The 21,187-nt window shown below is 69.3% G+C and carries 14 protein-coding genes and 3 rRNA genes; 3 read left to right on the forward strand and 14 right to left on the reverse strand.

The genetic code is table 11. The annotated features are described in order from the left end of the window. Positions 1-12: 12 nt before the first annotated feature. On the forward strand, positions 13-1,635 hold the full coding sequence (locus tag OG389_RS08725; RefSeq protein ID WP_328297890.1) for a PucR family transcriptional regulator: 1,623 nt from the start codon (positions 13-15) through the stop codon (positions 1,633-1,635). A gap of 237 nt (positions 1,636-1,872) precedes the next feature. Here OG389_RS08725 and OG389_RS08730 read toward each other — a convergent pair whose 3' ends face one another. The 5 genes from OG389_RS08730 to OG389_RS08750 form a co-directional block, all read right to left on the reverse strand. Beyond that, entirely contained in the window at positions 1,873-2,946 is a 1,074-nt protein-coding gene (locus OG389_RS08730) for a glycosyltransferase family 4 protein (RefSeq protein ID WP_328297891.1), read from the reverse strand. Positions 2,947-3,149: 203 nt separating this feature from the next. Next, positions 3,150-4,886: a DNA repair protein RecN gene (recN, locus tag OG389_RS08735; protein ID WP_328303619.1), complete on the reverse strand. Its 1,737-nt coding sequence runs from the start codon at positions 4,884-4,886 to the stop codon at positions 3,150-3,152. A gap of 175 nt (positions 4,887-5,061) precedes the next feature. Next, positions 5,062-6,012, reverse strand: a complete 951-nt coding sequence (locus OG389_RS08740; protein ID WP_328297892.1) for an NAD kinase — start codon at positions 6,010-6,012, stop codon at positions 5,062-5,064. Continuing rightward, positions 6,009-6,824 (reverse strand): TlyA family RNA methyltransferase, encoded by an 816-nt coding sequence (locus OG389_RS08745; RefSeq protein ID WP_328297893.1) that lies wholly within the window; start codon positions 6,822-6,824, stop codon positions 6,009-6,011. Before OG389_RS08745 ends, OG389_RS08740 begins: the two co-directional genes overlap by 4 nt. Before the next feature lie 7 nt (positions 6,825-6,831). Continuing rightward, positions 6,832-7,128, reverse strand: coding sequence for a hypothetical protein (locus OG389_RS08750; RefSeq protein ID WP_328297894.1), 297 nt, complete (start codon positions 7,126-7,128; stop codon positions 6,832-6,834). A 65-nt stretch (positions 7,129-7,193) separates the two neighbouring features. Between OG389_RS08750 and OG389_RS08755 the strand changes: the two genes are divergently transcribed. Next, complete coding sequence (locus OG389_RS08755) at positions 7,194-7,541, forward strand: SCP2 sterol-binding domain-containing protein (RefSeq protein WP_328297895.1); 348 nt, start codon at positions 7,194-7,196, stop codon at positions 7,539-7,541. 30 nt (positions 7,542-7,571) lie between these two features. Here OG389_RS08755 and OG389_RS08760 read toward each other — a convergent pair whose 3' ends face one another. From OG389_RS08760 to OG389_RS08775, 4 genes are all read right to left on the reverse strand, one after another. After that, the gene (locus OG389_RS08760) at positions 7,572-8,420 is read right to left on the reverse strand and encodes an ABC transporter ATP-binding protein (RefSeq protein WP_328297896.1); all 849 of its coding nucleotides are present in this window, start codon (positions 8,418-8,420) and stop codon (positions 7,572-7,574) included. Beyond that, positions 8,417-9,418: a FecCD family ABC transporter permease gene (locus OG389_RS08765; RefSeq protein WP_328303621.1), complete on the reverse strand. Its 1,002-nt coding sequence runs from the start codon at positions 9,416-9,418 to the stop codon at positions 8,417-8,419. Before OG389_RS08765 ends, OG389_RS08760 begins: the two co-directional genes overlap by 4 nt. A 71-nt stretch (positions 9,419-9,489) precedes the next feature. Then, entirely contained in the window at positions 9,490-10,536 is a 1,047-nt protein-coding gene (locus tag OG389_RS08770; protein ID WP_328297897.1) for a FecCD family ABC transporter permease, read from the reverse strand. 74 nt (positions 10,537-10,610) lie between these two features. After that, the gene (locus tag OG389_RS08775; protein WP_328297898.1) at positions 10,611-11,663 is read right to left on the reverse strand and encodes an HAD-IIA family hydrolase; all 1,053 of its coding nucleotides are present in this window, start codon (positions 11,661-11,663) and stop codon (positions 10,611-10,613) included. A gap of 112 nt (positions 11,664-11,775) precedes the next feature. Here OG389_RS08775 and OG389_RS08780 point away from each other — a divergent pair, with 112 nt between their 5' ends. Beyond that, the gene (locus tag OG389_RS08780; protein ID WP_328297899.1) at positions 11,776-13,047 is read left to right on the forward strand and encodes a DUF1015 domain-containing protein; all 1,272 of its coding nucleotides are present in this window, start codon (positions 11,776-11,778) and stop codon (positions 13,045-13,047) included. Between the two features lie 82 nt (positions 13,048-13,129). On the opposite strand, the gene OG389_RS08785 is transcribed toward OG389_RS08780, so the two are convergent. The 5 genes from OG389_RS08785 to OG389_RS08805 all read right to left on the reverse strand — a co-directional run bounded on the left by OG389_RS08785 (position 13,130) and on the right by OG389_RS08805 (position 20,969). Beyond that, entirely contained in the window at positions 13,130-14,002 is an 873-nt protein-coding gene (locus tag OG389_RS08785) for a hypothetical protein (RefSeq protein WP_328303622.1), read from the reverse strand. Then, positions 13,999-15,585 (reverse strand): hypothetical protein, encoded by a 1,587-nt coding sequence (locus OG389_RS08790; RefSeq protein ID WP_443059490.1) that lies wholly within the window; start codon positions 15,583-15,585, stop codon positions 13,999-14,001. The genes OG389_RS08785 and OG389_RS08790 overlap by 4 nt, the downstream gene beginning before the upstream one ends. Positions 15,586-15,809: 224 nt before the next feature. Further along, a 5S ribosomal RNA gene (gene rrf / locus OG389_RS08795) occupies positions 15,810-15,926 on the reverse strand. 107 nt (positions 15,927-16,033) lie between these two features. Beyond that, positions 16,034-19,157: ribosomal RNA gene (locus tag OG389_RS08800) — 23S ribosomal RNA — on the reverse strand. A gap of 287 nt (positions 19,158-19,444) precedes the next feature. Further along, a 16S ribosomal RNA gene (locus OG389_RS08805) occupies positions 19,445-20,969 on the reverse strand. The 16S, 23S and 5S rRNA genes sit together here, the layout of an rRNA operon. Positions 20,970-21,187 lie beyond the last annotated feature (218 nt).

The raw sequence follows: 21,187 nt of genomic DNA on the forward strand, positions 1-21,187 counted from the left end.
ACGGTCCGCGATATGGACAACCAGGGCGGGATCACGGTTCAGCGGGCGCTGGAGCTGCCGGGGCTGCGCAGCGGTCTCCCGGAGGTGGTGGCCTGCGCCGACCGGCTCGGGCGGAACGTGCGCTGGGTGCACGCGGGCGAGGTCCCCAACATCGCGTCCCTGCTGAAGGGCGGCGAACTGCTGCTGACCACCGGCCTCGGTCTCGGTACCCGCCCCGCCGAACAGCGCGCCTTCGTGCGCCGCCTCGCGGACCGCGGCATCGCCGCGCTGGTCGTCGAGCTGGGGCCGCGCTTCAGCAGGCTGCCCGCCACCATCGTGGAGACGGCCCGCGCCGTCGGTCTCCCGCTGGTCCAGCTCCACCGGGAGGTCCCCTTCGTCACGGTGACGGAGGAGGTCCACACCGAGATCGTCAACGGCCACTACGCCCTGCTCCAGCGGGCCGAGGAAGTCCACCGGCGCTGCACCGAAGCCCTGCTGGGCGGCGGTGGGATCCCCCAAGTACTGCACATCCTGGCCGACTTCACGGCGAACCCGGTCTTCCTGGAGACCCCCGACGGCCAGCTGCTGTACGCGGCCGGCCCGGTCTCCGGCGAGGCCGCGGCGGACCCGCTCCAGGTCTGGGAGGGCCTACGGGGCCAGCGTGACGCGGAGCCGTCCGGCAACGCCGTGGTGGTCGACGTCCCGGGCGGCGGCCACGGCACGGGGTCGGTCCGGGCGCGGCTCGTCCTGCTGGGCGTGTCGGCCCCGCTGCTGCCCGTGCACCGGATGGCCGCGGAGCGGACGGCGGGCGTGCTGGCCGTCGTCCTGATGCAGGCCCGGCAGGAGGACGAGCTGGCGGCGCGCGGCCGCGGCGACTTCCTGACCGACCTGGCGGAGGGCCGGATCTCGGCGGAGGACGCCCCCGCCCAGGCCCGCGTACTGGGCTTCAAGCCGGGGTCGGGTCCGCTCCTGCCCGTGGTCATGCGGCTGTCCTCGGACCTGGGCCCGTCGGGCAACTGGGCCGTCCTGGCCCGGGCGGTCCTGGAGGAACTCGCCTCGGTCGGCGTCCCCGTGCTGCTCGGCGTCCGCCCGGTGGAGGGCCGGGTCCCCCTCCTGATCTCCCTCCGCACCGACTCCGAACGCACCACGGTGGCGGACCGGGTCGCGGCGGCGCTCCGGGCCGGCGTCGAGCGGGCGGGCCTGGACCGGGCGGGGGCCGCGCCCGCGGTGGTCGTCGGCGTCAGCGGCAGCTGGGCGGCGGCCTCGGCCGGTCTGCGCCATGCCGCCGAGACCGCCACGGCCGCGCACGGGCTCCCGGCCCGGCCCTGGTACGACGCCCGCCGCCTGGACATCGATCTCCTGTTGTGGCGGCTGCGCGAACACCCCGACCTGGCGGCCTTCGTGGACCGCGCGATCGGGGCGCTGCGGGTCCACGACACGGTCTCCCGGCCGCCGCTGCTCCCGACGCTGGAGACGTACCTGGCCCACGCGGGCCGCAAGGCGGAGACCGCGCGCGAGCTGCACCTGAACCGCCAGACCCTGTACAACCGGCTGGCCCGTATCTCGGAGCTCCTGGGCGCGGACCTGGACGACCCGGAGACGGTGCTCTCCCTGAGCCTGGCCCTGCGCGCCCGCCGCCACACCACGTCTTCTTGACGCGTCCCTCCCGGGTGCCGTCACCGCCGGTCCGGCTCGGGGCCGGTGGGCGGGTGCGGGTGGTCCGGCCCTGCGGGGCGGAGGTCCCCTACCCGCCCCTCGCCCGTTCCCCGGGCCCTCGCCCGTTCCCCGGGCCCTGCCCGGACCCCGCCGGGCCCACGGGCCGTGCTCTGGGCTCCTGGGGCTACGCAAACGCCGGAGGGGCCGCAGCGGTGTGCTGGGCCCGGCGCCGTGAGGCTATCGGCGCCGGGACATCAGTTCGTCGTACACGGACAGGACCTGCGCCACCGTGTCGTCCTCCGACGGCCACGTCGCCGCCTGCGCCCGCCCCGCCGAGGCCAGCGCCTCCCGCCGCGCGGGATCACCGAGCAGCCCGGACACCGCAGCGGCCAGCGCCCCCGCGTCCCCGTACGGCACCAGCACACCCGCCTCCCCCACCAGCTCCGGCACCCCGCCCACCGCCGTCGCCACCAACGGCACCCCGACCCGCAGGGCCTCCTGCGCCAGCGGCGACCGCGCCTCCCACCGGCTCGGCAGCACCGCGACGTCCGCCGCCGCCAGCAGCCGCGCCGCGTCCCGCCGGCGCCCGAGCAGTCGTACCGGCAGCCCCTCCGCCTCGATGCGCCGGGCGAGTTCCGCCCGCATCGGGCCCTCCCCCGCGATCACCAGCAACGGCACCGGGTCCAGCGCCCGCCACGCCCGCGCCGCGTCCAGCAGTACGGAGTACCCGCGCCGCCGCACCAGGCTCCCGACCGCGATCAGCAACGGCCTTTCGACCGCGCCCAGTTCCGCCCGCGCCTTCCCCGGGTCCGGTGCGGCCGCCGGTTCCGACGGTCCCGCCGGCACCGCCACCGCCGCCAGCCGCGCGTCCCGCGCCCCCCGCAGCCGGGCCAGATCGACCTGCGCCGAGGAAGCCCCGAGTACGACCGCGGCCGCGCGGGCCACGTGCCGTTCCAGCAGCAGGCTCAGCCGGCCCGCGCCGGGGCCGCCGCCGTGCCAGCTGACGACCAGCGGTACCCGCCGCCCGCGCAGGGCCAGCGCCGCGCGCATGCCCGCCCGTACGCCGTGCGCGTGCACCACGTCGGCCTCGACGCACGCGGCCCGCAGCGCGCTCACCGCGTCCGGGGTGAACCGCGCGCCGGCGCCGGTGAAGTCGTACTCCCCCTCGGTTTCGACGGGCGCGCACACGGTGACCCGTACGCCGCGCGCGGCGAGCCCGGTGGCCAGCGACCGCACGTGCGCACCACCGCTCGCACCGCCGAGTACCTGGACGGTGCGAAGGACGGGGACCGGTACCGGGGAGCTGCTCACGGGCCGAAGCTCCAGGGTGAGGGGGGCAGAGACGTCGCCCAGAATGCCAGTCCGCACGCGCGTTCCGGGACCATACGGGTGCGGATCCCGTGTGAGAAACCGCCCGGACCCCCCGATCCTCACCCACACGGGCTAGCCGGGCGTCAGCACGCTGACGTCGCCGCCGCCGGGGACACCGCTTGAGCCTCCGCCGGGGCCACCGGTCAGACCGAAGCCTGCGCGGCCGCCAGCAACTCCTCCGCGTGCGCCCGCGCCGACACCGAGTCCTCGTGGCCGGCCAGCATCCGCGACAGCTCGCGGATCCGGTCCTCGCCCTCCAGGACGGTGACCCCGCTCCTGGTCACGGACCCGTCGTTGGTCTTCTCGACCAGCAGCTGACGGTCCGCGAAGGCCGCCACCTGCGGCAGGTGCGTGACGACCACCACCTGCGCCGACTTGGCCAGCTTCGCCAGCCGCCGCCCGACCTCGATGGCCGCCTTGCCGCCGACGCCCGCGTCGACCTCGTCGAAGAGGTACGTCGGCACCGGGTCGGAGCCCGCGAAGACGACCTCCACGGCCAGCATCACGCGGGACAGCTCACCTCCCGAGGCGCCCTTGGCGATCGGCCGCGGCTGGGCACCGGGGTGCGGGGCCAGCAGCAGTTCGACCTCGTCCGTGCCCGAGGGCCCGTACGCGACGAAGCGGCCGCCGACCTCGACCCCGTCGGGGTCCTCGGTCTGGCGGACATCGATGGTGACCCGCGCGTGCGGCATCGCCAGCGAGGCCAGCTCCTCGGTGACCGCCGCCGCGAAGCGGGTCGCCGCCTCGCCGCGCGCATCGGTCAACGCCTGCGCCAGTGCGGAGAGTTCCAGCCGCAGTCCGTCGCGCTCCGCGGTCAGTTCCCCGATCCGCTCGTCGTCGCCGTCCAGCTCCAGCAGCCGTTCGGAACCCCGCTCGGCCCACTCCAGCACCGAGTCAACGGTGTTCCCGGCGTTCCCGGCGGAGCCGTACTTCCGGGTCAGCTGGGTCAGCGCCGCCCGCCGCTCCTCCACGGCCGCGAGGCGCAGCGGATCGGCGTCCAAGTCGTCCGCGTACCCGGCCAGTTCCCCGGCCACGTCCCCGAGCAGGATGCCCAGTTCCCCGATCCGCTCGGCGAGGGCGCCGAGCGCCGGGTCGTGGGAGCGTACGGATTCCAGCGCGCGGTGCGCCCCGGCGACGAGGGCGCCCGCGTCGATGCCCTCCGGGTCCTCGACGTTGCCGGCGAGGGCCGCGTGCGCGACCTGCGCGGCCGAGGACAGGGATTCGGCGTGGCCGAGGCGCTCCGCCTCCGCCGCCAGCTCGGTGTCCTCGCCCGCGAGCGGCTCCACGGCGGCGATCTCGTCCAGCCCGAAGCGCAGCAGATCGGCCTCCTGGGCGCGCTCCCGGGCCCGGGTGGTGATCTCCTCCAGCTCTTCGGCGGCGGCCCGCAGCCGCCGGTGGGCGGCGGCGTACTTCTCCAGCGGGACGGCCACGGCGTCGCCCGCGTACCGGTCGAGGGCCTGCCGCTGCCGGGCCGGCCGGAGCAGGCCCTGCTGGTCGGTCTGGCCGTGCACGGCGACGAGGTCGTCGGCGAGTTCGGCGAGCAGCCCGACGGGTACGGAGCGGCCGCCCACGTGGGCGCGCGAGCGGCCCTCGGCGGAGACGGTCCGGCTGATCAGCAGGGCGCCGTCGTCGAGCTCGGCACCGGCCTCCTCGGCGCGCAGGGCGGCGGGGGCGTCCGGACGCATGACGATGCGCCCTTCGACGACCGCCGCTTTTGCCCCGATCCGCACCAGGGCCGGGTCGGCGCGCCCGCCGAGCAGCAGCCCGAGGCTGGTGACGACCATGGTCTTGCCCGCGCCGGTCTCGCCGGTCACCGCCGTGAAGCCGGGCGACAGCTCGACCACAGCGTCGTCGATGACCCCGAGCGACCGTATCCGCATCTCCTCAAGCACGGGACGACGATACCGAGGTTTCACGGGTGCCATGTGACGTCACCCGCCCAGAGCCGCTCGAACAGTCATGCTATTTACGTACACACGCCGTACGGGACCGGTGCGGGAGCCTCACGGGACCCGTACCAGGCCCGTACCGAACCCGTGGCGAACCCGCGGTGGACTAGTGCGGCGCCCCGCGCCACCCCGACACCGGAAGCGCGAACTTCGCGACGAGCCGGTCCGTGAACGACGCGTGGTGTAGCCGCGCGAGCCGCACCGGCACCGTCCCCCGCCGAACCTCCACGCGGGCCCCGGCCGGCAGCTCCACCGTCCGCCGTCCGTCGCACCACAGCACCCCGTGCGGGGTCCCGGTCTGCACCTCCACCGCCAGCACCGAGTCCGGCGAGGTCACCAGCGGCTTCGCGAACAGCGCGTGCGCGCTGATCGGCACCATCAGCAGCGCCTCCACCTCCGGCCAGACCACCGGCCCGCCGGCCGAGAAGGCGTACGCCGTCGAACCCGTCGGGGTCGCGCAGACGATCCCGTCACAGCCGAAGCCGGACACCGGGCGTCCGTCGATCTCCAGGACCACCTCCAGCATCCGCTCCGGGGACACCTTCTGAACGGCCGCCTCGTTCAGCGCCCAGTCCCGGTGCACCACGTCACCGTTGGTCCGCACGATCACATCGAGGGTCATCCGCTCCTCGACCTCGTACTCCCGCGTCACGACCCGGTCCACGACCTTGTCCAGGTCGTCCCGCTCGGCCTCCGCGAGGAAGCCCACCCGGCCCAGGTTGACGCCGAGCATCGGCACCCCCGAGCCGCGCGCGAACTCCGCACCACGCAGCAGGGTCCCGTCGCCGCCCAGCACGATCAGCAGCTCGCAGCCGTCGAGCACCTCCGGCGTGCACTCCGACTCGGCCACCAGCTCCACCTCGGCCGGCAGCGGCAGGTCCACCGCCTCGTGCCGCAGCACCCGTACGCCCAGCCCGCTGCGCAGCAGACCCTGCACGACCAGCTCGGCGCTGCGGATGGCCGCCGGCCGCCCGGTGTGCGCGAGCAGGAACACGGTCCGTGCCCGCGGCTCCGCCGACTCCCCCGACTGTGCTGATTCCTCCGACAAACTGGTCACTGCGGCCCCTCCGCCACTGCACGTTCGACATCCGCCGGGTCGAGTACCGGTGCCCCCGCCCGCAGCCACAGAAAATACTCGACGTTGCCCGAAGGGCCCGGCAGCGGACTCGCCGTCACCCCGACCACGCCCAGGCCCAGCTTCCACGCCTGCGCCGCGACGTCCCGTACGGCCTCCGTCCGCAGTTCCGGGCTGCGCACCACACCGCCGCTGCCGAGCCGGTCCTTGCCCACCTCGAACTGCGGCTTGACCATCAGCACCAGATCCGCGTCGGGCGCGCAGCAGCGTACGAGCGCCGGCAGCACCAGGCCGATCGAGATGAACGACAGGTCGCCGACGACCAGGTCCACGGGGACCCCTTCGAGCTGTTCGACCGTCAGCTCGCGCACGTTCGTCCGGTCCTTGACGGTGACCCGGTCGTCGCTCTGCAGCGACCAGGCGAGCTGCCCGTAGCCGACGTCGACGGCCATCACGTGGGTGACCCCGGCGCGCAGCAGCACATCGGTGAATCCACCGGTCGAGGCGCCCGCGTCCAGCGCCCGGCGGCCCTCCACGCGCAGTCCCTGCGGCTGGAAGGCCGCCAGCGCGCCCGCCAGCTTGTGGCCGCCCCGGGAGACGTAGTCCGGGTCGCTGTCGTCCTTGAGGACGACGAGGGCCGCGCTGGTCTCGACCTGGGTGGCCGCCTTGGTCGCGGTGTTCCCGCCCACCGTCACCCGGCCGGCGGCGATCAGCTGCGCGGCGTGCTCGCGCGAGCGGGCCATGCTGCGGCGTACCAGTTCGGCGTCCAGGCGGCGGCGTGCCACTCCTGCCACGTTCGGTTCAGCTCCTGTTTTCGAGAGGACGGGGGCCGGTGGGCGCGTCCAGCGCGGTCAGCGCGGAGCGCAACCCCCTGTGCACATCCTCGTACACCTCGAGGTGTCCGTCCGCCGGGAGGTGGTCCGCGTCCGCCAGTCGCTCCAGACCCGCGTCCACCCCGGCGTGCCCGGTGGGCGTGCGTACGAGGCCCAGCGCGACCGGCCCGGCAGGCGCGGCCCCCTCGTCCGAGGCCTCGCCCAGGACCTCGTCAGGGGCCTGCGGGGGCGGGTCCTGCGACACGTCGGGCACTTCTTCGGTCATGCCCCGACGCTACCCCGTACCGCGCACCCGACCACGCACGGCTCTGCGGTACGGTCGGGATCACCATGGCTACGATCGAGGAGTGCCGTGCGGCACTCGCCCAACTCTCCGACAACCTGGCGCGCGCCGAAGGCGACGTGCGCGGTGCGACCGCGCTCGACCGCTCGCTGAGCTGCCACATCACCGACCTGGACCGGACGTTCACGGGCCGCCTCGACGAGGGCCGGATCCGCGTGGACGCGGTGGCCCCCGGGCCGCCGTCCACCAAGGCCGAGATCCGGCTCGCCATGACCGGTGACGACCTCGTCGCCCTGGTCGCGGGCGACCTGAAGTTCGCCAAGGCCTGGGCGTCGGGCCGCATCCGCCTGGAGGCGGGCTTCCGCGACCTCCTGAGGCTCAAGAGCCTGCTGTAGGGCCCGCCGCCGTCCAGCCTCCGCCGTCGGCTACCCGGCGCGAGCCACCGAACGGGCCGCCCGCGCCGCGGGAATCACCAACGGCGTCCCCGTCTCCGGGTCGGGAATGACCTGGCACCGCAGCCCGAACACCCGCTCCACCAGCTCCGCCGTCACCACCTCGGCCGGCGGTCCCTCCGCGACGACCTTCCCGTCCCGCATCGCGATCAGGTGCGTCGCGTACCGGGCCGCGTGGTTCAGATCGTGCAGCACCGCGACCAGCGTCCGCCCCTGCTCCTCGTGCAGCTCCGCGCACAGGTCCAGTACGTCGATCTGGTGCTGGATGTCCAGATAGGTGGTCGGCTCGTCCAGCAGCAGCAGCGGAGTCTGCTGCGCCAGCGCCATCGCGATCCACACCCGCTGCCGCTGCCCGCCCGACAGCTCGTCCACGGCCCGGTCGGCCAGCTCCGCCACCCCGGTGGAGGTCATCGACTCGTTCACGATCCGCTCGTCCTCGGCCGACCACTGCCGCAGCATGCCCTGGTGCGGGTAGCGGCCGCGCGAGACCAGGTCGGACACCGTGATCCCGTCGGGCGCGATCGAGGACTGCGGCAGCAGGCCCAGCGTCTTTGCGACCTTCTTCGCCGGCATCGACCCGATGGCCTGCCCGTCCAGCAGCACCCGCCCCCGCGTGGGCTTCAGCATCCGCGACAGGGCGCGCAGCAGGGTGGACTTGCCGCAGGCGTTGGGGCCGACGATCACGGTGAAGGAGTTGTCCGGGATCTCCACCGACAGGTTCTCGGCGATGACCCGCTGGTCGTATCCGAGGGTCACGTTCTCCGCGGTCAGCCGCTGCACTTGCCTGCTCCTCTGGTTGCTCATACCGCTCTGGTCCCTCATATCCGGCCCGCCCTGCGCTCGGTGACGAGCAGCCACAGCAGGTAGACCCCGCCCACCAGCCCCGTCACCACCCCCACCGGCAGCTGATCGGCGCCGAAGGCCCGCTGCGAGGCCCAGTCGGACACCAGCAGCAGCAGTGCGCCCATCAGCGCCCCGGTCAGCAGGCCCGCCCCGGGCGAGCGGGTCAGCCGGCGCGCCAGCTGCGGCGCGGCCAGCGCGACGAAGCTGATGGGCCCGGCCGCGGCACTGGCCGCGGTGGTGAGCAGGATCGCCGCCACCATGAGCAGCAGCCGGGTCCGCTCCACCCGCACGCCGAGGGCGTACGCCGCGTCGTCGCCCATCTCGATCATCCGCAGCGCCCGGCTGCGGCTGAGGATCAGCGGGAACAGCACCGCGCAACTGGCGAGCAGCGGCCACACCTGGGCCCAGTCCCGGCCGGCCAGCGACCCGGTCAGCCAGACCATCGCGCGGGCGGCCTCGACGAGCTGCGCCTTGGTCAGCAGGTACTGGATGACGGCGATCAGCATCGCGGAGGCACCGATGCCGACGAGAACCAGCCGGTAGCCGTGGATGCCCTGCTTGTAGGCGAGGAGGTAGACCAGCAGGCCGGCCACCAGACCGCCCACCAGCGCGCCCACGGCCACCTGGCCGGCGCCGCCGTTGAAAAGGACGATGACGACCAGCGCGCCCACGGCCGAGCCGTAGCCGAAGCCGAGCACGTCCGGGGAGCCGAGCGGATTGCGCGAGACCGACTGGAAGACGGCCCCGGCCATGCCGAGGGCCGCGCCGACCAGAACGGCGACCAGCACCCTCGGCAGCCGCAGGTCGTTGATGATGAAGTCGTGGGCGGGCGTGCCATCGCCCATCAGCGTCCGCACGACGTCCCACGGGGCGATCTCGAAGTCCCCGGTGCCGATGAGGACCACGGCCATGGCCAGCCCGAGCGCCAGGAGCAGCGCCCCCACGCCCAGCGCGCGCCGCTCCACGCGCAGCGACATCCCGCCGGGCAGGTGCAGCGGCCGGGGGCCGGGCCGTCCCCTGCGCGCCTTCCGGGGTGCGTCGGTCACTGTCACAGCGCTGCCATCCTCTTGCGGCGGACGAGGTAGATGAAGACGGGTCCGCCGATGAGGGCCGTGACGATGCCGACCTGGAGCTCGGCGGGCCGGGTGACGACCCGGCCGATGACATCGGCGCTGAGCAGCAGTACGGGCGAGAGGACCGCCGAGTAGGCGAGGACCCAGCGCATGTCCGGCCCGGTGAAGAACCGTACGAGGTGCGGGATCATCAGGCCGACGAAGACGATCGGGCCGCAGGCGGCGGTCGCGGCCCCGCACAGCAGGGTGATGGCGATCACCGCGCCGATCCGGGTCCGCGTCAGGTTCGCACCGAGCGCCCGGGCCGTGTCGTCGCCCATGGCCATGGCGTTGAGCGGCCGGCCCAGCGTGAGCGCGAGGGCGGCGCCGACCAGCAGGAAGGGCGCCACCTGCTTGACGGTCTCCATGTTGGCGGATGCCAGCGAGCCGACCGTCCAGAAGCGGAGCCTGTCCAACGCCTTGCTGTCCATCAGCTGCACGGCGTTGATGTACCCGACGAGGGCGGCGCTGGCTGCCGTACCGGCGAGCGCCAGGCGCACCGGCGTGGCGCTGCGGCTGCCGCCGAGCACGTACACGACGACGGAGACCACGGCCGCGCCCAGGAAGGCCCACCACACGAACTCGTCGAGCGAGGTGGCCCCGAAGAAGCTGATGGCCGATACGACGGCGGCCGCGGCCCCGGCGTTGACGCCGAGGATCCCGGGCTCGGCCAGCGGATTGCGCGTCAGCGCCTGCATCACGGCGCCGGACAGGCCGAGGCCGAGGCCGACGAGCACTCCGAGTACGGTGCGCGGGACGCGCAGGTCCCGTACGACGACGTCGGAGGTCGTCCCTGAGTAGTGGAACAGGCCGTGCCAGACCTCGTGGAGGGGCATCTGTTTCGCGCCGACGGCGATGCTCGCCACCGCGACCAGCGCGAGCACGCCGACGGCGGCGAGCAGACCGGCGGCCCGCGCGCCGTGGCGCGGGCGGGTGGCGGCGACGGGCGCCGCGCTCGTTTCGGGGGGACTCTCGACCAACACTAAGTTAGGTTAGCCTACCCTCCACCCTGGTCGGAGCCCGCTGACAGCCCCTCCTGCCGGGACCAAGGTCCCGGCTACAGACCCAGCCTGGCCAGCGCCTTCCCCGCCTCCAGCCCGCACGAGCCGTCCCCGGCGTACGTCCAGGCCGCCGCGCACAGCGCCCGCAGCCCGTCGATGGCGTCCGGCTGTCCGCCGTCCCCGGAGCGCAGCTCCAGTACGCCGTCCAGCACGACCGCGGTCCAGCCCCCGCAGCGGAAGCCTCCCTCGGGCCCACCGGCCGCCACCACCTCGGGCTGCCCCGTCAGCAGCCCGCGCAGGTCCCGGTCCACGTACGTCGGCCGGTACTTCGGCTCGGCCCGCAGCAGCTGCGCCCCGTCGGTCACCCCGGTCAGCACCAGCAGCGAGTCCACGTCCCCGTTGAAGGCGCCCTCGATGTCGGTGTCCAACCGGTCCCCGACCACCAGCGGCCGCTCCGCACCGGTCCGCAGCACCGTCTCGCGGTGCATCGGGGGCAGCGGCTTGCCCGCCACCTGCGGCTCGGCGCCCGTCGCGATCCGTACGACCTCCACGGCGGCCCCGTTGCCCGGTGCGATCCCCCGCGCCCCCGGGATCGTCAGATCGGTGTTCGAGGCGTACCACGGCACCCCGCGGTTGATCGCGTACGAGGCCTCCGCGAACCGCGACCACTGCAGGTCGGGCCCGCCGTACCCCTGGACCACCGCGGCGAGCCCCTCCTCCTCCGCGGAGTCCACCGGCACCAGCCCACGCTCGCGCAGCGCCACCCGCAGCCCCTCGCCGCCGATCACCAGCACCTTGGAACCCGGTTCCACCTGCTCGGCGATGAGACGGGCCACCGCTTGCGCGGAGGTGATCACCTCGCCCGCCTCCGTCGGGATCCCGAGTTCGCTCAGATGTTCCGCCACCGAGTCCGGGGTACGCAGCGCGTTGTTCGTGACGTACGCCAGGTGCATCCCGTCGGCCCGCGCGGCCGCGAGCGATTCCACGGCGTGCGCGATGGCCTCCCCACCCGCGTACACCACCCCGTCGAGGTCGAGCAGGGCCGTGTCGTACGCCTGGTGCAGACTCCGCTCACTGCCCGCGGGACTGGTCCTGCTCTGCCGGGTCATGGTGTCCGCTCCTCCTGGCCCCTCCCAGCGGAAGCTGGGGGAGATCGATCTTGTCCGGTTTACGTACTCCCCCGATCATCCCGCATGGCGAGACGGGTCTTACGATTCATCAATGACCACATCTGGCACCGCGGACCATGGACTGCGCCTGATCCCGTTCCATGGCCTGCGTTATGTACCCGAGCGCGTCGGCAGCCTGGCCGCCGTCACCTCACCGCCGTACGACGTGGTCGTGCGCCCCGACGGACTCAACCACCTGGAGTCCGCCGACCCGCACAACATCGTCCGCCTGATCCTTCCGCAGGCCGACACCCCCGCCGCGCGCAACCAGCAGGCGGCGCACACCCTGCGGGACTGGCTCGCCGAGGGGATCCTCAGCGCCGACCCGGAGCCCGCGCTCTACGTCTACGAGCAGCGCAAGGGCGGACTGCTGCAGCGCGGCGTCATCGGAGCCCTGGCCCTCTCCGCCGCCGACGCCGGGATCGTCCTGCCCCACGAGGACGTCATGCCCCACGTGGTCACCGACCGGGCCGGCCTGATGCGCGCCACCTCGGCCAACCTCGAACCGCTGCTCCTGACCTATCTGGGTGCGGACCCGGCGGCGGGCACGGCCGCGGTCGTCGAGCGCACCTCCCGGCGCACCCCCCTGTTCTCCACCACCACCGAGGACGGTTTCCAGCACCGGCTGTGGGCCGTCACCGACCCCACCGAACTGGCGGCGATCACCGCCGACCTGGGCGACCGCCAGGCCCTCATCGCCGACGGCCACCACCGCTGGGCGACGTACCTGCGCCTCCAGGAGGAGCACGGCTCCCCCACCCCGTGGGACTTCGGGCTGGTCCTCCTCGTCGACACCGCCCGCTACCCGCTCCAGGTCCGCGCGATCCACCGGCTGCTGCGACGCCTGGCACCCGCCGAGGCGCTGGCGGCCCTCGACGGCGGCTTCCGGGTCCGCGCGGTCGACGGCCCGCTGCCGCGCGCCATGGAGGCCCTGGCCGAAGCCGCGGAGCACGGCAACGCCTTCCTTGTCACCGGCGACGGCACCTTCCACCTGATCACCGACCCCGAGCCGGCCCTCATCGAGCGCACGGTCCGCGGCGATCGTCCCGAGGCCTGGCGCCGACTGGACGCCACGGTGCTCCACGCGACCCTGCTGGACACGCTCTGGGCCGTACCGGACACCCCCGAGCAGATCTCGTACATCCACGACACCGAGGCCACCGTGGAGATGGCCGAGCGGCTCGGCGGCACGGCCGTCCTCCTGAACCCGGTACGCGAGTCGGTCGTACGGGAGCTGGCCCGCCAGGGCGTGACGATGCCCCGCAAGTCCACGTCCTTCGGCCCCAAACCGGCCACGGGCCTGGTCCTGCGCAGCGTGGACTGACCGCGGTCCGGCCGCCGACCGGCCCCGGACAAAAGAAGAAGGGCGGTACCCCCACCGGGGGTACCGCCCTTCTTCAGTTCACTCAGGCCTTGTCGCGGGCCTGGTCCTCATCGCGCCGGTCCAGGACCTCGTCGTCCTCGTCCTCGTCCTCGTCGAGAACGACGATCTCGTCGGTGGCGTCGACATCGACGTCGCCTTCGTACTCGTCGTCGTCCTCGTCGTAGTACTCGGCCTGGTCGGAGGCACGCTCCGCGGCCACGACCTCGGGGTCGTCGTCGCGCTCGTCGTCGTCGAGGTCGTCCTCGTCGAGGTCGTCCTCCACATCGGCGTCCTCGTCGGCGGAGGCGTCGACGAACTCGACACCGTCCAGCTCGGCCAGCCGGTCCGAGGCGTCAGTGGCCCCGTCCTTGTCGGCCTCGAGGGTCTTGGCGAACCACTCGCGCGCCTCGTCCTCACGGCCCGCCGCCAGCAGGGCGTCGGCGTAGGCGTACCGCAGACGCGCGGTCCACGGCTGCACCGAGTTGGAGGCCAGCTCCGGGCTCTGCAGGGTCACGATGGCCGCGTCGAGCTGGTCCATGTCCCGCCGGGCACCGGCCGCGACCAGACGCATCTCGACCTGACCGGCCTTGTCCAGCTTCTGCACCTCAGGCTCGCCGGCCATGGCCAGCGCCCGCTCCGGACGGCCGAGGCCGCGCTCGCAGTCGGCGATGACGGGCCACAGCTCGACCGAACCGGTCATCCGCTTGGCGGCGCGGAACTCCGCGATCGCCTCGGCGTACTTCTGCGTGGCGTACGCGGCGAAGCCGGCGGCCTCGCGGACGGCGGCGACGCGGGAGGCCAGACGCAGGGCGATGCGCGAGTACGCGTACGCCTGCTCCGGGTCCTCGTCGATCAGCCGGGCCACCATGACCAGGTTCTTGGAGACTTCCTCGGCCAGACCCTTGGGCAGGCTCAGGAGCTCCTGGCGAACGTCGGAGTCGATCTCGAAACCGGTGACGTCCTCGTCGATCGGAAGCCGCTTGACCGGGTCACGGTCGGAGCGGAAGTCGCGGTCGCCACCACGGTCGTCGCGACCGCGGAAACCACCGCGGTCGCCGCCGCGGTCATCACGACGGGGGTACGAGGGGCGGTCGCCACCGCGGTCGTCGCGGCGCGGGTACGAGGGACGGTCGCCACCGCGGTCGTCACGACCGCCACGGAACCCACCACGGTCATCGTCACGGCGCGGGTAGGACGGACGGTCCCCACCGGACGGACGGTCGTCGCGACGCGGGTACGAGGGACGGTCGCCGCCCCGGTCGTCACGACCGCCACGGAACCCACCACGGTCGTCATCACGGCGCGGGTAGGACGGACGGTCCCCACCGGACGGACGGTCGTCGCGACGCGGGTACGAGGGACGGTCGCCGCCCCGGTCGTCACGACCGCCACGGAACCCACCACGGTCGTCATCACGGCGCGGGTAGGACGGACGGTCGTCGCGACGCGGGAAGGAGGGGCGATCGCCGCGGTCGTTGCCACGGAAGCCACCGCCGGTGGGACGGTCGCCACGGTCGTTGCCACGGAACGGCGGGCGGTCGCCACCACGGTCGTCACGGCGCGGGTAGGACGGACGGTCGCCACCGGACGGACGGTCGTCGCGGCGCGGGTACGAGGGACGGTCGCCGCCCCGGTCGTCACGACCGCCACGGAACCCACCACGGTCATCGTCACGACGCGGGAAGGACGGACGGTCACCGCGGTCGTTACCACGGAAACCACGGTCGTCATCACGGCGCGGGTAGCTCGGACGGTCCCCGCCCCGGTCGTCGTCGCGACGGGGGTACGAGGGGCGGTCGCCGCGGTCGTTGCCGCGGAAACCGCCACCGGAGGGACGGCCACCCCGGTCGTCGTCGCGACGCGGATACGACGGACGGTCACCGCGGTCGTTACCGCGGAAGCCACCACCGGAGGGACGGCCACCCCGGTCGTCGTCGCGACGCGGGAAGGACGGACGGTCACCGCGGTCGTTGCCACGGAAACCGCCACCGGAGGGACGGTCACCCCGGTCGTTCCCGCGGAAGCCACCACCCGAGGGGCGGTCGCCGCGGTCGTTGCCGCGGAAGCCACCACCGGAGGGACGGCCACCTCGGTCGTCATCACGACGCGGGAAGGACGGACGGTCACCGCCACCCGTGGGACGGCCACCACGGTCGTCGTCACGACGGGGGTAGCTCGGACGGTCGCCACCACGGTCGTCGCGGCGCGGGTACGACGGGCGGTCGCCGCCGCCGGCGGGACGGCCGCCACGGTCGTCACGACGGAAGCCACCACCGCCACCACCGGTGGGACGGTCACCCCGGTCATTGCCACGGAAACCACCACCGGAGGGACGGTCACCACCACGGTCGTCACGACGCGGGTACGACGGGCGGTCGCCGCCGCCGGCGGGACGGCCGCCACGGTCGTCACGACGGAAGCCACCACCGCCACCACCGGAGGGACGGTCGCCACGGTCATCGCGACGGAACGGCGGACGGTCGCCGCCACGGTCGTCACGGCCCCCGCGGTAGCCGCCCCTGTCACCGCCGTCGTTGCGCCGAGGCTCGCGCTCCGGACGATCGTCGGGAGAGTTGGACATGGGTGTGACTCCTGTCTTCGGGGTACCGCTAGTCATTCTCGCGCAACCAACCCATGGCCGCGCTTCGGCGTAAAACTTATGGAAAACAAAAAAGACCCTTGGTCCAGCGTTGAACGCTGGACCAAGGGTCCTTTGAAAAATTGTTCGGCGGCGTCCTACTCTCCCACAGGGTCCCCCCTGCAGTACCATCGGCGCTGAAAGGCTTAGCTTCCGGGTTCGGAATGTAACCGGGCGTTTCCCTAACGCTATGACCACCGAAACCCTAATCGGTTTCGAGCGAACAAGCACACTTTGTAGTTATGTTCTAGCTCTAGAAACCAGCAACCGTTCGTTGCTTCAGAACTAACACAGTGGACGCGAGCAACTGAGGACAAGCCCTCGGCCTATTAGTACCAGTCAGCTCCACCCGTTACCGGGCTTCCACATCTGGCCTATCAACCCAGTCGTCTACTGGGAGCCTTACCCTCTCAAGGAGGTGGGAATACTCATCTTGAAGCAGGCTTCCCGCTTAGATGCTTTCAGCGGTTATCCCTCCCGAACGTAGCCAACCAGCCATGCCCTTGGCAGGACAACTGGCACACCAGAGGTTCGTCCGTCCCGGTCCTCTCGTACTAGGGACAGCCCTTCTCAATATTCCTACGCGCACAGCGGATAGGGACCGAACTGTCTCACGACGTTCTAAACCCAGCTCGCGTACCGCTTTAATGGGCGAACAGCCCAACCCTTGGGACCGACTCCAGCCCCAGGATGCGACGAGCCGACATCGAGGTGCCAAACCATCCCGTCGATATGGACTCTTGGGGAAGATCAGCCTGTTATCCCCGGGGTACCTTTTATCCGTTGAGCGACGGCGCTTCCACAAGCCACCGCCGGATCACTAGTCCCGACTTTCGTCCCTGCTCGACCCGTCGGTCTCACAGTCAAGCTCCCTTGTGCACTTACACTCAACACCTGATTGCCAACCAGGCTGAGGGAACCTTTGGGCGCCTCCGTTACTTTTTGGGAGGCAACCGCCCCAGTTAAACTACCCATCAGACACTGTCCCTGATCCGGATCACGGACCGAGGTTAGACATCCAGCACGACCAGAGTGGTATTTCAACGACGACTCCACCCCAACTGGCGTTGGGGCTTCAAAGTCTCCCACCTATCCTACACAAGCCGAACCGAACACCAATATCAAACTATAGTAAAGGTCCCGGGGTCTTTCCGTCCTGCTGCGCGAAACGAGCATCTTTACTCGTAGTGCAATTTCACCGGGCCTATGGTTGAGACAGTCGAGAAGTCGTTACGCCATTCGTGCAGGTCGGAACTTACCCGACAAGGAATTTCGCTACCTTAGGATGGTTATAGTTACCACCGCCGTTTACTGGCGCTTAAGTTCTCAGCTTCGCCACACCGAAATGTGACTAACCGGTCCCCTTAACGTTCCAGCACCGGGCAGGCGTCAGTCCGTATACATCGCCTTACGGCTTCGCACGGACCTGTGTTTTTAGTAAACAGTCGCTTCTCGCTGGTCTCTGCGGCCACCCCCAGCTCACGGAGTAAATCCGATCACCAGTGATGGCCCCCCTTCTCCCGAAGTTACGGGGGCATTTTGCCGAGTTCCTTAACCATAGTTCACCCGAACGCCTCGGTATTCTCTACCTGACCACCTGAGTCGGTTTAGGGTACGGGCCGCCATGAAACTCGCTAGAGGCTTTTCTCGACAGCATAGGATCATCCACTTCACCACAATCGGCTCGGCATCAGGTCTCAGCCTTATATGAGGGACGGATTTGCCTACCCCTCGGCCTACACCCTTACCCCGGGACTACCACCGCCCGGGCTGGACTACCTTCCTGCGTCACCCCATCGCTTACCTACTACAAGTCTGGTCCGCCGGCTCCACCACTTTCCTTTCCCCGAAGGGTCCGGAACGGCTTCACGGGCTTAGCATCGCCTGATTCGATATTGGGCGTTTCAAAGCGGGTACCGGAATATCAACCGGTTGTCCATCGACTACGCCTGTCGGCCTCGCCTTAGGTCCCGACTTACCCTGGGCAGATCAGCTTGACCCAGGAACCCTTAGTCAATCGGCGCACACGTTTCTCACGTGTGTATCGCTACTCATGCCTGCATTCTCACTCGTGAACCGTCCACAACTAGCTTCCGCTGCTGCTTCACCCGGCACACGACGCTCCCCTACCCATCACAGCGGGCGTTGGCCCTATAGCTGCAATGACACGACTTCGGCGGTACGCTTGAGCCCCGCTACATTGTCGGCGCGGAATCACTTGACCAGTGAGCTATTACGCACTCTTTCAAGGGTGGCTGCTTCTAAGCCAACCTCCTGGTTGTCTCTGCGACTCCACATCCTTTCCCACTTAGCGTACGCTTAGGGGCCTTAGTCGATGCTCTGGGCTGTTTCCCTCTCGACCATGGAGCTTATCCCCCACAGTCTCACTGCCACGCTCTCACTTACCGGCATTCGGAGTTTGGCTAAGGTCAGTAACCCGGTAGGGCCCATCGCCTATCCAGTGCTCTACCTCCGGCAAGAAACACGTGACGCTGCACCTAAATGCATTTCGGGGAGAACCAGCTATCACGGAGTTTGATTGGCCTTTCACCCCTAACCACAGGTCATCCCCCAGGTTTTCAACCCTGGTGGGTTCGGTCCTCCACGAAGTCTTACCTCCGCTTCAACCTGCCCATGGCTAGATCACTCCGCTTCGGGTCTAGAGCGTGCAACTCAATCGCCCTATTCGGACTCGCTTTCGCTACGGCTTCCCCACACGGGTTAACCTCGCTACACACCGCTAACTCGCAGGCTCATTCTTCAAAAGGCACGCAGTCACGACCGTTATTCCGAAGAATAACGGCGACGCTCCCACGGCTTGTAGGCACACGGTTTCAGGTACTATTTCACTCCGCTCCCGCGGTACTTTTCACCATTCCCTCACGGTACTATCCGCTATCGGTCACCAGGGAATATTTAGGCTTAGCGGGTGGTCCCGCCAGATTCACACGGGATTTCTCGGGCCCCGTGCTACTTGGGAGATTCTTAAGCAAGCCGCTGATGTTTCGTCTACGGGGGTCTTACCCTCTACGCCGGACCTTTCGCATGTCCTTCGACTACATCAACGGTTTCTGACTCGCCGACCGGCCGGCAGACCGATCAAAAGAATTCCCACAACCCCGCATGCGCAACCCCTGCCGGGTATCACACGCATACGGTTTGGCCTCATCCGGTTTCGCTCGCCACTACTCCCGGAATCACGGTTGTTTTCTCTTCCTGCGGGTACTGAGATGTTTCACTTCCCCGCGTTCCCTCCACACTGCCTATGTGTTCAGCAGTGGGTGACAGCCCATGACGACTGCCGGGTTTCCCCATTCGGACACCCCCGGATCAAAGCTCAGTTGGCAGCTCCCCGGGGCCTATCGCGGCCTCTCACGTCCTTCATCGGTTCCTGGTGCCAAGGCATCCACCGTGCGCCCTTAAAAACTTGGCCTACAGATGCTCGCGTCCACTGTGTAGTTCTCAAGCAACGACCAGCCACCCATCACCCCACCAGACAAGCAGGTGAGTTCACTGGGGCCGGCATCGCAGAAGGACAGCCTTTCGGCCGTACCCTCAGATACCCAACAACGTGCCAAGCACGATCCCCGCCACTATCACTGTTTTCCACGCCGAAGCAGTACTTACAGGATGTTTTGGAAACCGTGCCAACTAATCAACGTTCCACCCATGAGCTGACCGTGCAGAACATTTGTCTGCAATCGGTACTGTGCTCCTTAGAAAGGAGGTGATCCAGCCGCACCTTCCGGTACGGCTACCTTGTTACGACTTCGTCCCAATCGCCAGTCCCACCTTCGACAGCTCCCTCCCTTACGGGTTGGGCCACCGGCTTCGGGTGTTACCGACTTTCGTGACGTGACGGGCGGTGTGTACAAGGCCCGGGAACGTATTCACCGCAGCAATGCTGATCTGCGATTACTAGCAACTCCGACTTCATGGGGTCGAGTTGCAGACCCCAATCCGAACTGAGACCGGCTTTTTGAGATTCGCTCCACCTCACGGTATCGCAGCTCATTGTACCGGCCATTGTAGCACGTGTGCAGCCCAAGACATAAGGGGCATGATGACTTGACGTCGTCCCCACCTTCCTCCGAGTTGACCCCGGCGGTCTCCTGTGAGTCCCCATCACCCCGAAGGGCATGCTGGCAACACAGGACAAGGGTTGCGCTCGTTGCGGGACTTAACCCAACATCTCACGACACGAGCTGACGACAGCCATGCACCACCTGTATACCGACCACAAGGGGGGCACTATCTCTAATGCTTTCCGGTATATGTCAAGCCTTGGTAAGGTTCTTCGCGTTGCGTCGAATTAAGCCACATGCTCCGCTGCTTGTGCGGGCCCCCGTCAATTCCTTTGAGTTTTAGCCTTGCGGCCGTACTCCCCAGGCGGGGAACTTAATGCGTTAGCTGCGGCACCGACGACGTGGAATGTCGCCAACACCTAGTTCCCAACGTTTACGGCGTGGACTACCAGGGTATCTAATCCTGTTCGCTCCCCACGCTTTCGCTCCTCAGCGTCAGTAATGGCCCAGAGATCCGCCTTCGCCACCGGTGTTCCTCCTGATATCTGCGCATTTCACCGCTACACCAGGAATTCCGATCTCCCCTACCACACTCTAGCTAGCCCGTATCGAATGCAGACCCGAGGTTAAGCCTCGGGCTTTCACATCCGACGTGACAAGCCGCCTACGAGCTCTTTACGCCCAATAATTCCGGACAACGCTTGCGCCCTACGTATTACCGCGGCTGCTGGCACGTAGTTAGCCGGCGCTTCTTCTGCAGGTACCGTCACTTTCGCTTCTTCCCTGCTGAAAGAGGTTTACAACCCGAAGGCCGTCATCCCTCACGCGGCGTCGCTGCATCAGGCTTTCGCCCATTGTGCAATATTCCCCACTGCTGCCTCCCGTAGGAGTCTGGGCCGTGTCTCAGTCCCAGTGTGGCCGGTCGCCCTCTCAGGCCGGCTACCCGTCGTCGCCTTGGTGGGCCATTACCCCACCAACAAGCTGATAGGCCGCGGGCTCATCCTTCACCGCCGGAGCTTTTAACCCCCGCCCATGCAGGCAGGAGTGTTATCCGGTATTAGACCCCGTTTCCAGGGCTTGTCCCAGAGTGAAGGGCAGATTGCCCACGTGTTACTCACCCGTTCGCCACTAATCCACCCCGAAGGGCTTCATCGTTCGACTTGCATGTGTTAAGCACGCCGCCAGCGTTCGTCCTGAGCCAGGATCAAACTCTCCATGAATGTTTACCCGTAATCGGGTGCACACGCACTTAGAGCGGGACAGTCATGTCGGAATAAGACCGACCGTCCACTGCATCCTCGCTGTGTAATTGCCTGCAAGCATCACAACCGAAGCCGCGACCCCACAGGTCTTTTTCAAAGGAACCTCATCCACCGAAATGGACGGGGTATCAACTTTTGGCGTTGATTTTTGGCACGCTGTTGAGTTCTCAAGGAAC

It is taken from the genome of Streptomyces sp. NBC_00435 (assembly GCF_036014235.1).
Classification (GTDB): domain Bacteria; phylum Actinomycetota; class Actinomycetes; order Streptomycetales; family Streptomycetaceae; genus Streptomyces.

Bases quoted from the DNA above. Each gene is read 5' to 3' on its own strand.
- OG389_RS08760 (WP_328297896.1), bottom strand. From the start codon at position 8,420: ATGAGGGACCAGAGCGGTATGAGCAACCAGAGGAGCAGGCAAGTGCAG.
- OG389_RS08750 (WP_328297894.1), bottom strand. From the start codon at position 7,128: ATGACCGAAGAAGTGCCCGACGTGTCGCAGGACCCGCCCCCGCAGGCC.
- OG389_RS08765 (WP_328303621.1), bottom strand. From the start codon at position 9,418: ATGTCGCTGCGCGTGGAGCGGCGCGCGCTGGGCGTGGGGGCGCTGCTC.
- recN (WP_328303619.1), bottom strand. From the start codon at position 4,886: ATGCGGATACGGTCGCTCGGGGTCATCGACGACGCTGTGGTCGAGCTG.
- OG389_RS08775 (WP_328297898.1), bottom strand. From the start codon at position 11,663: ATGACCCGGCAGAGCAGGACCAGTCCCGCGGGCAGTGAGCGGAGTCTG.
- OG389_RS08780 (WP_328297899.1), top strand. From the start codon at position 11,776: ATGACCACATCTGGCACCGCGGACCATGGACTGCGCCTGATCCCGTTC.
- OG389_RS08725 (WP_328297890.1), top strand. From the start codon at position 13: ATGGACAACCAGGGCGGGATCACGGTTCAGCGGGCGCTGGAGCTGCCG.
- OG389_RS08755 (WP_328297895.1), top strand. From the start codon at position 7,194: ATGGCTACGATCGAGGAGTGCCGTGCGGCACTCGCCCAACTCTCCGAC.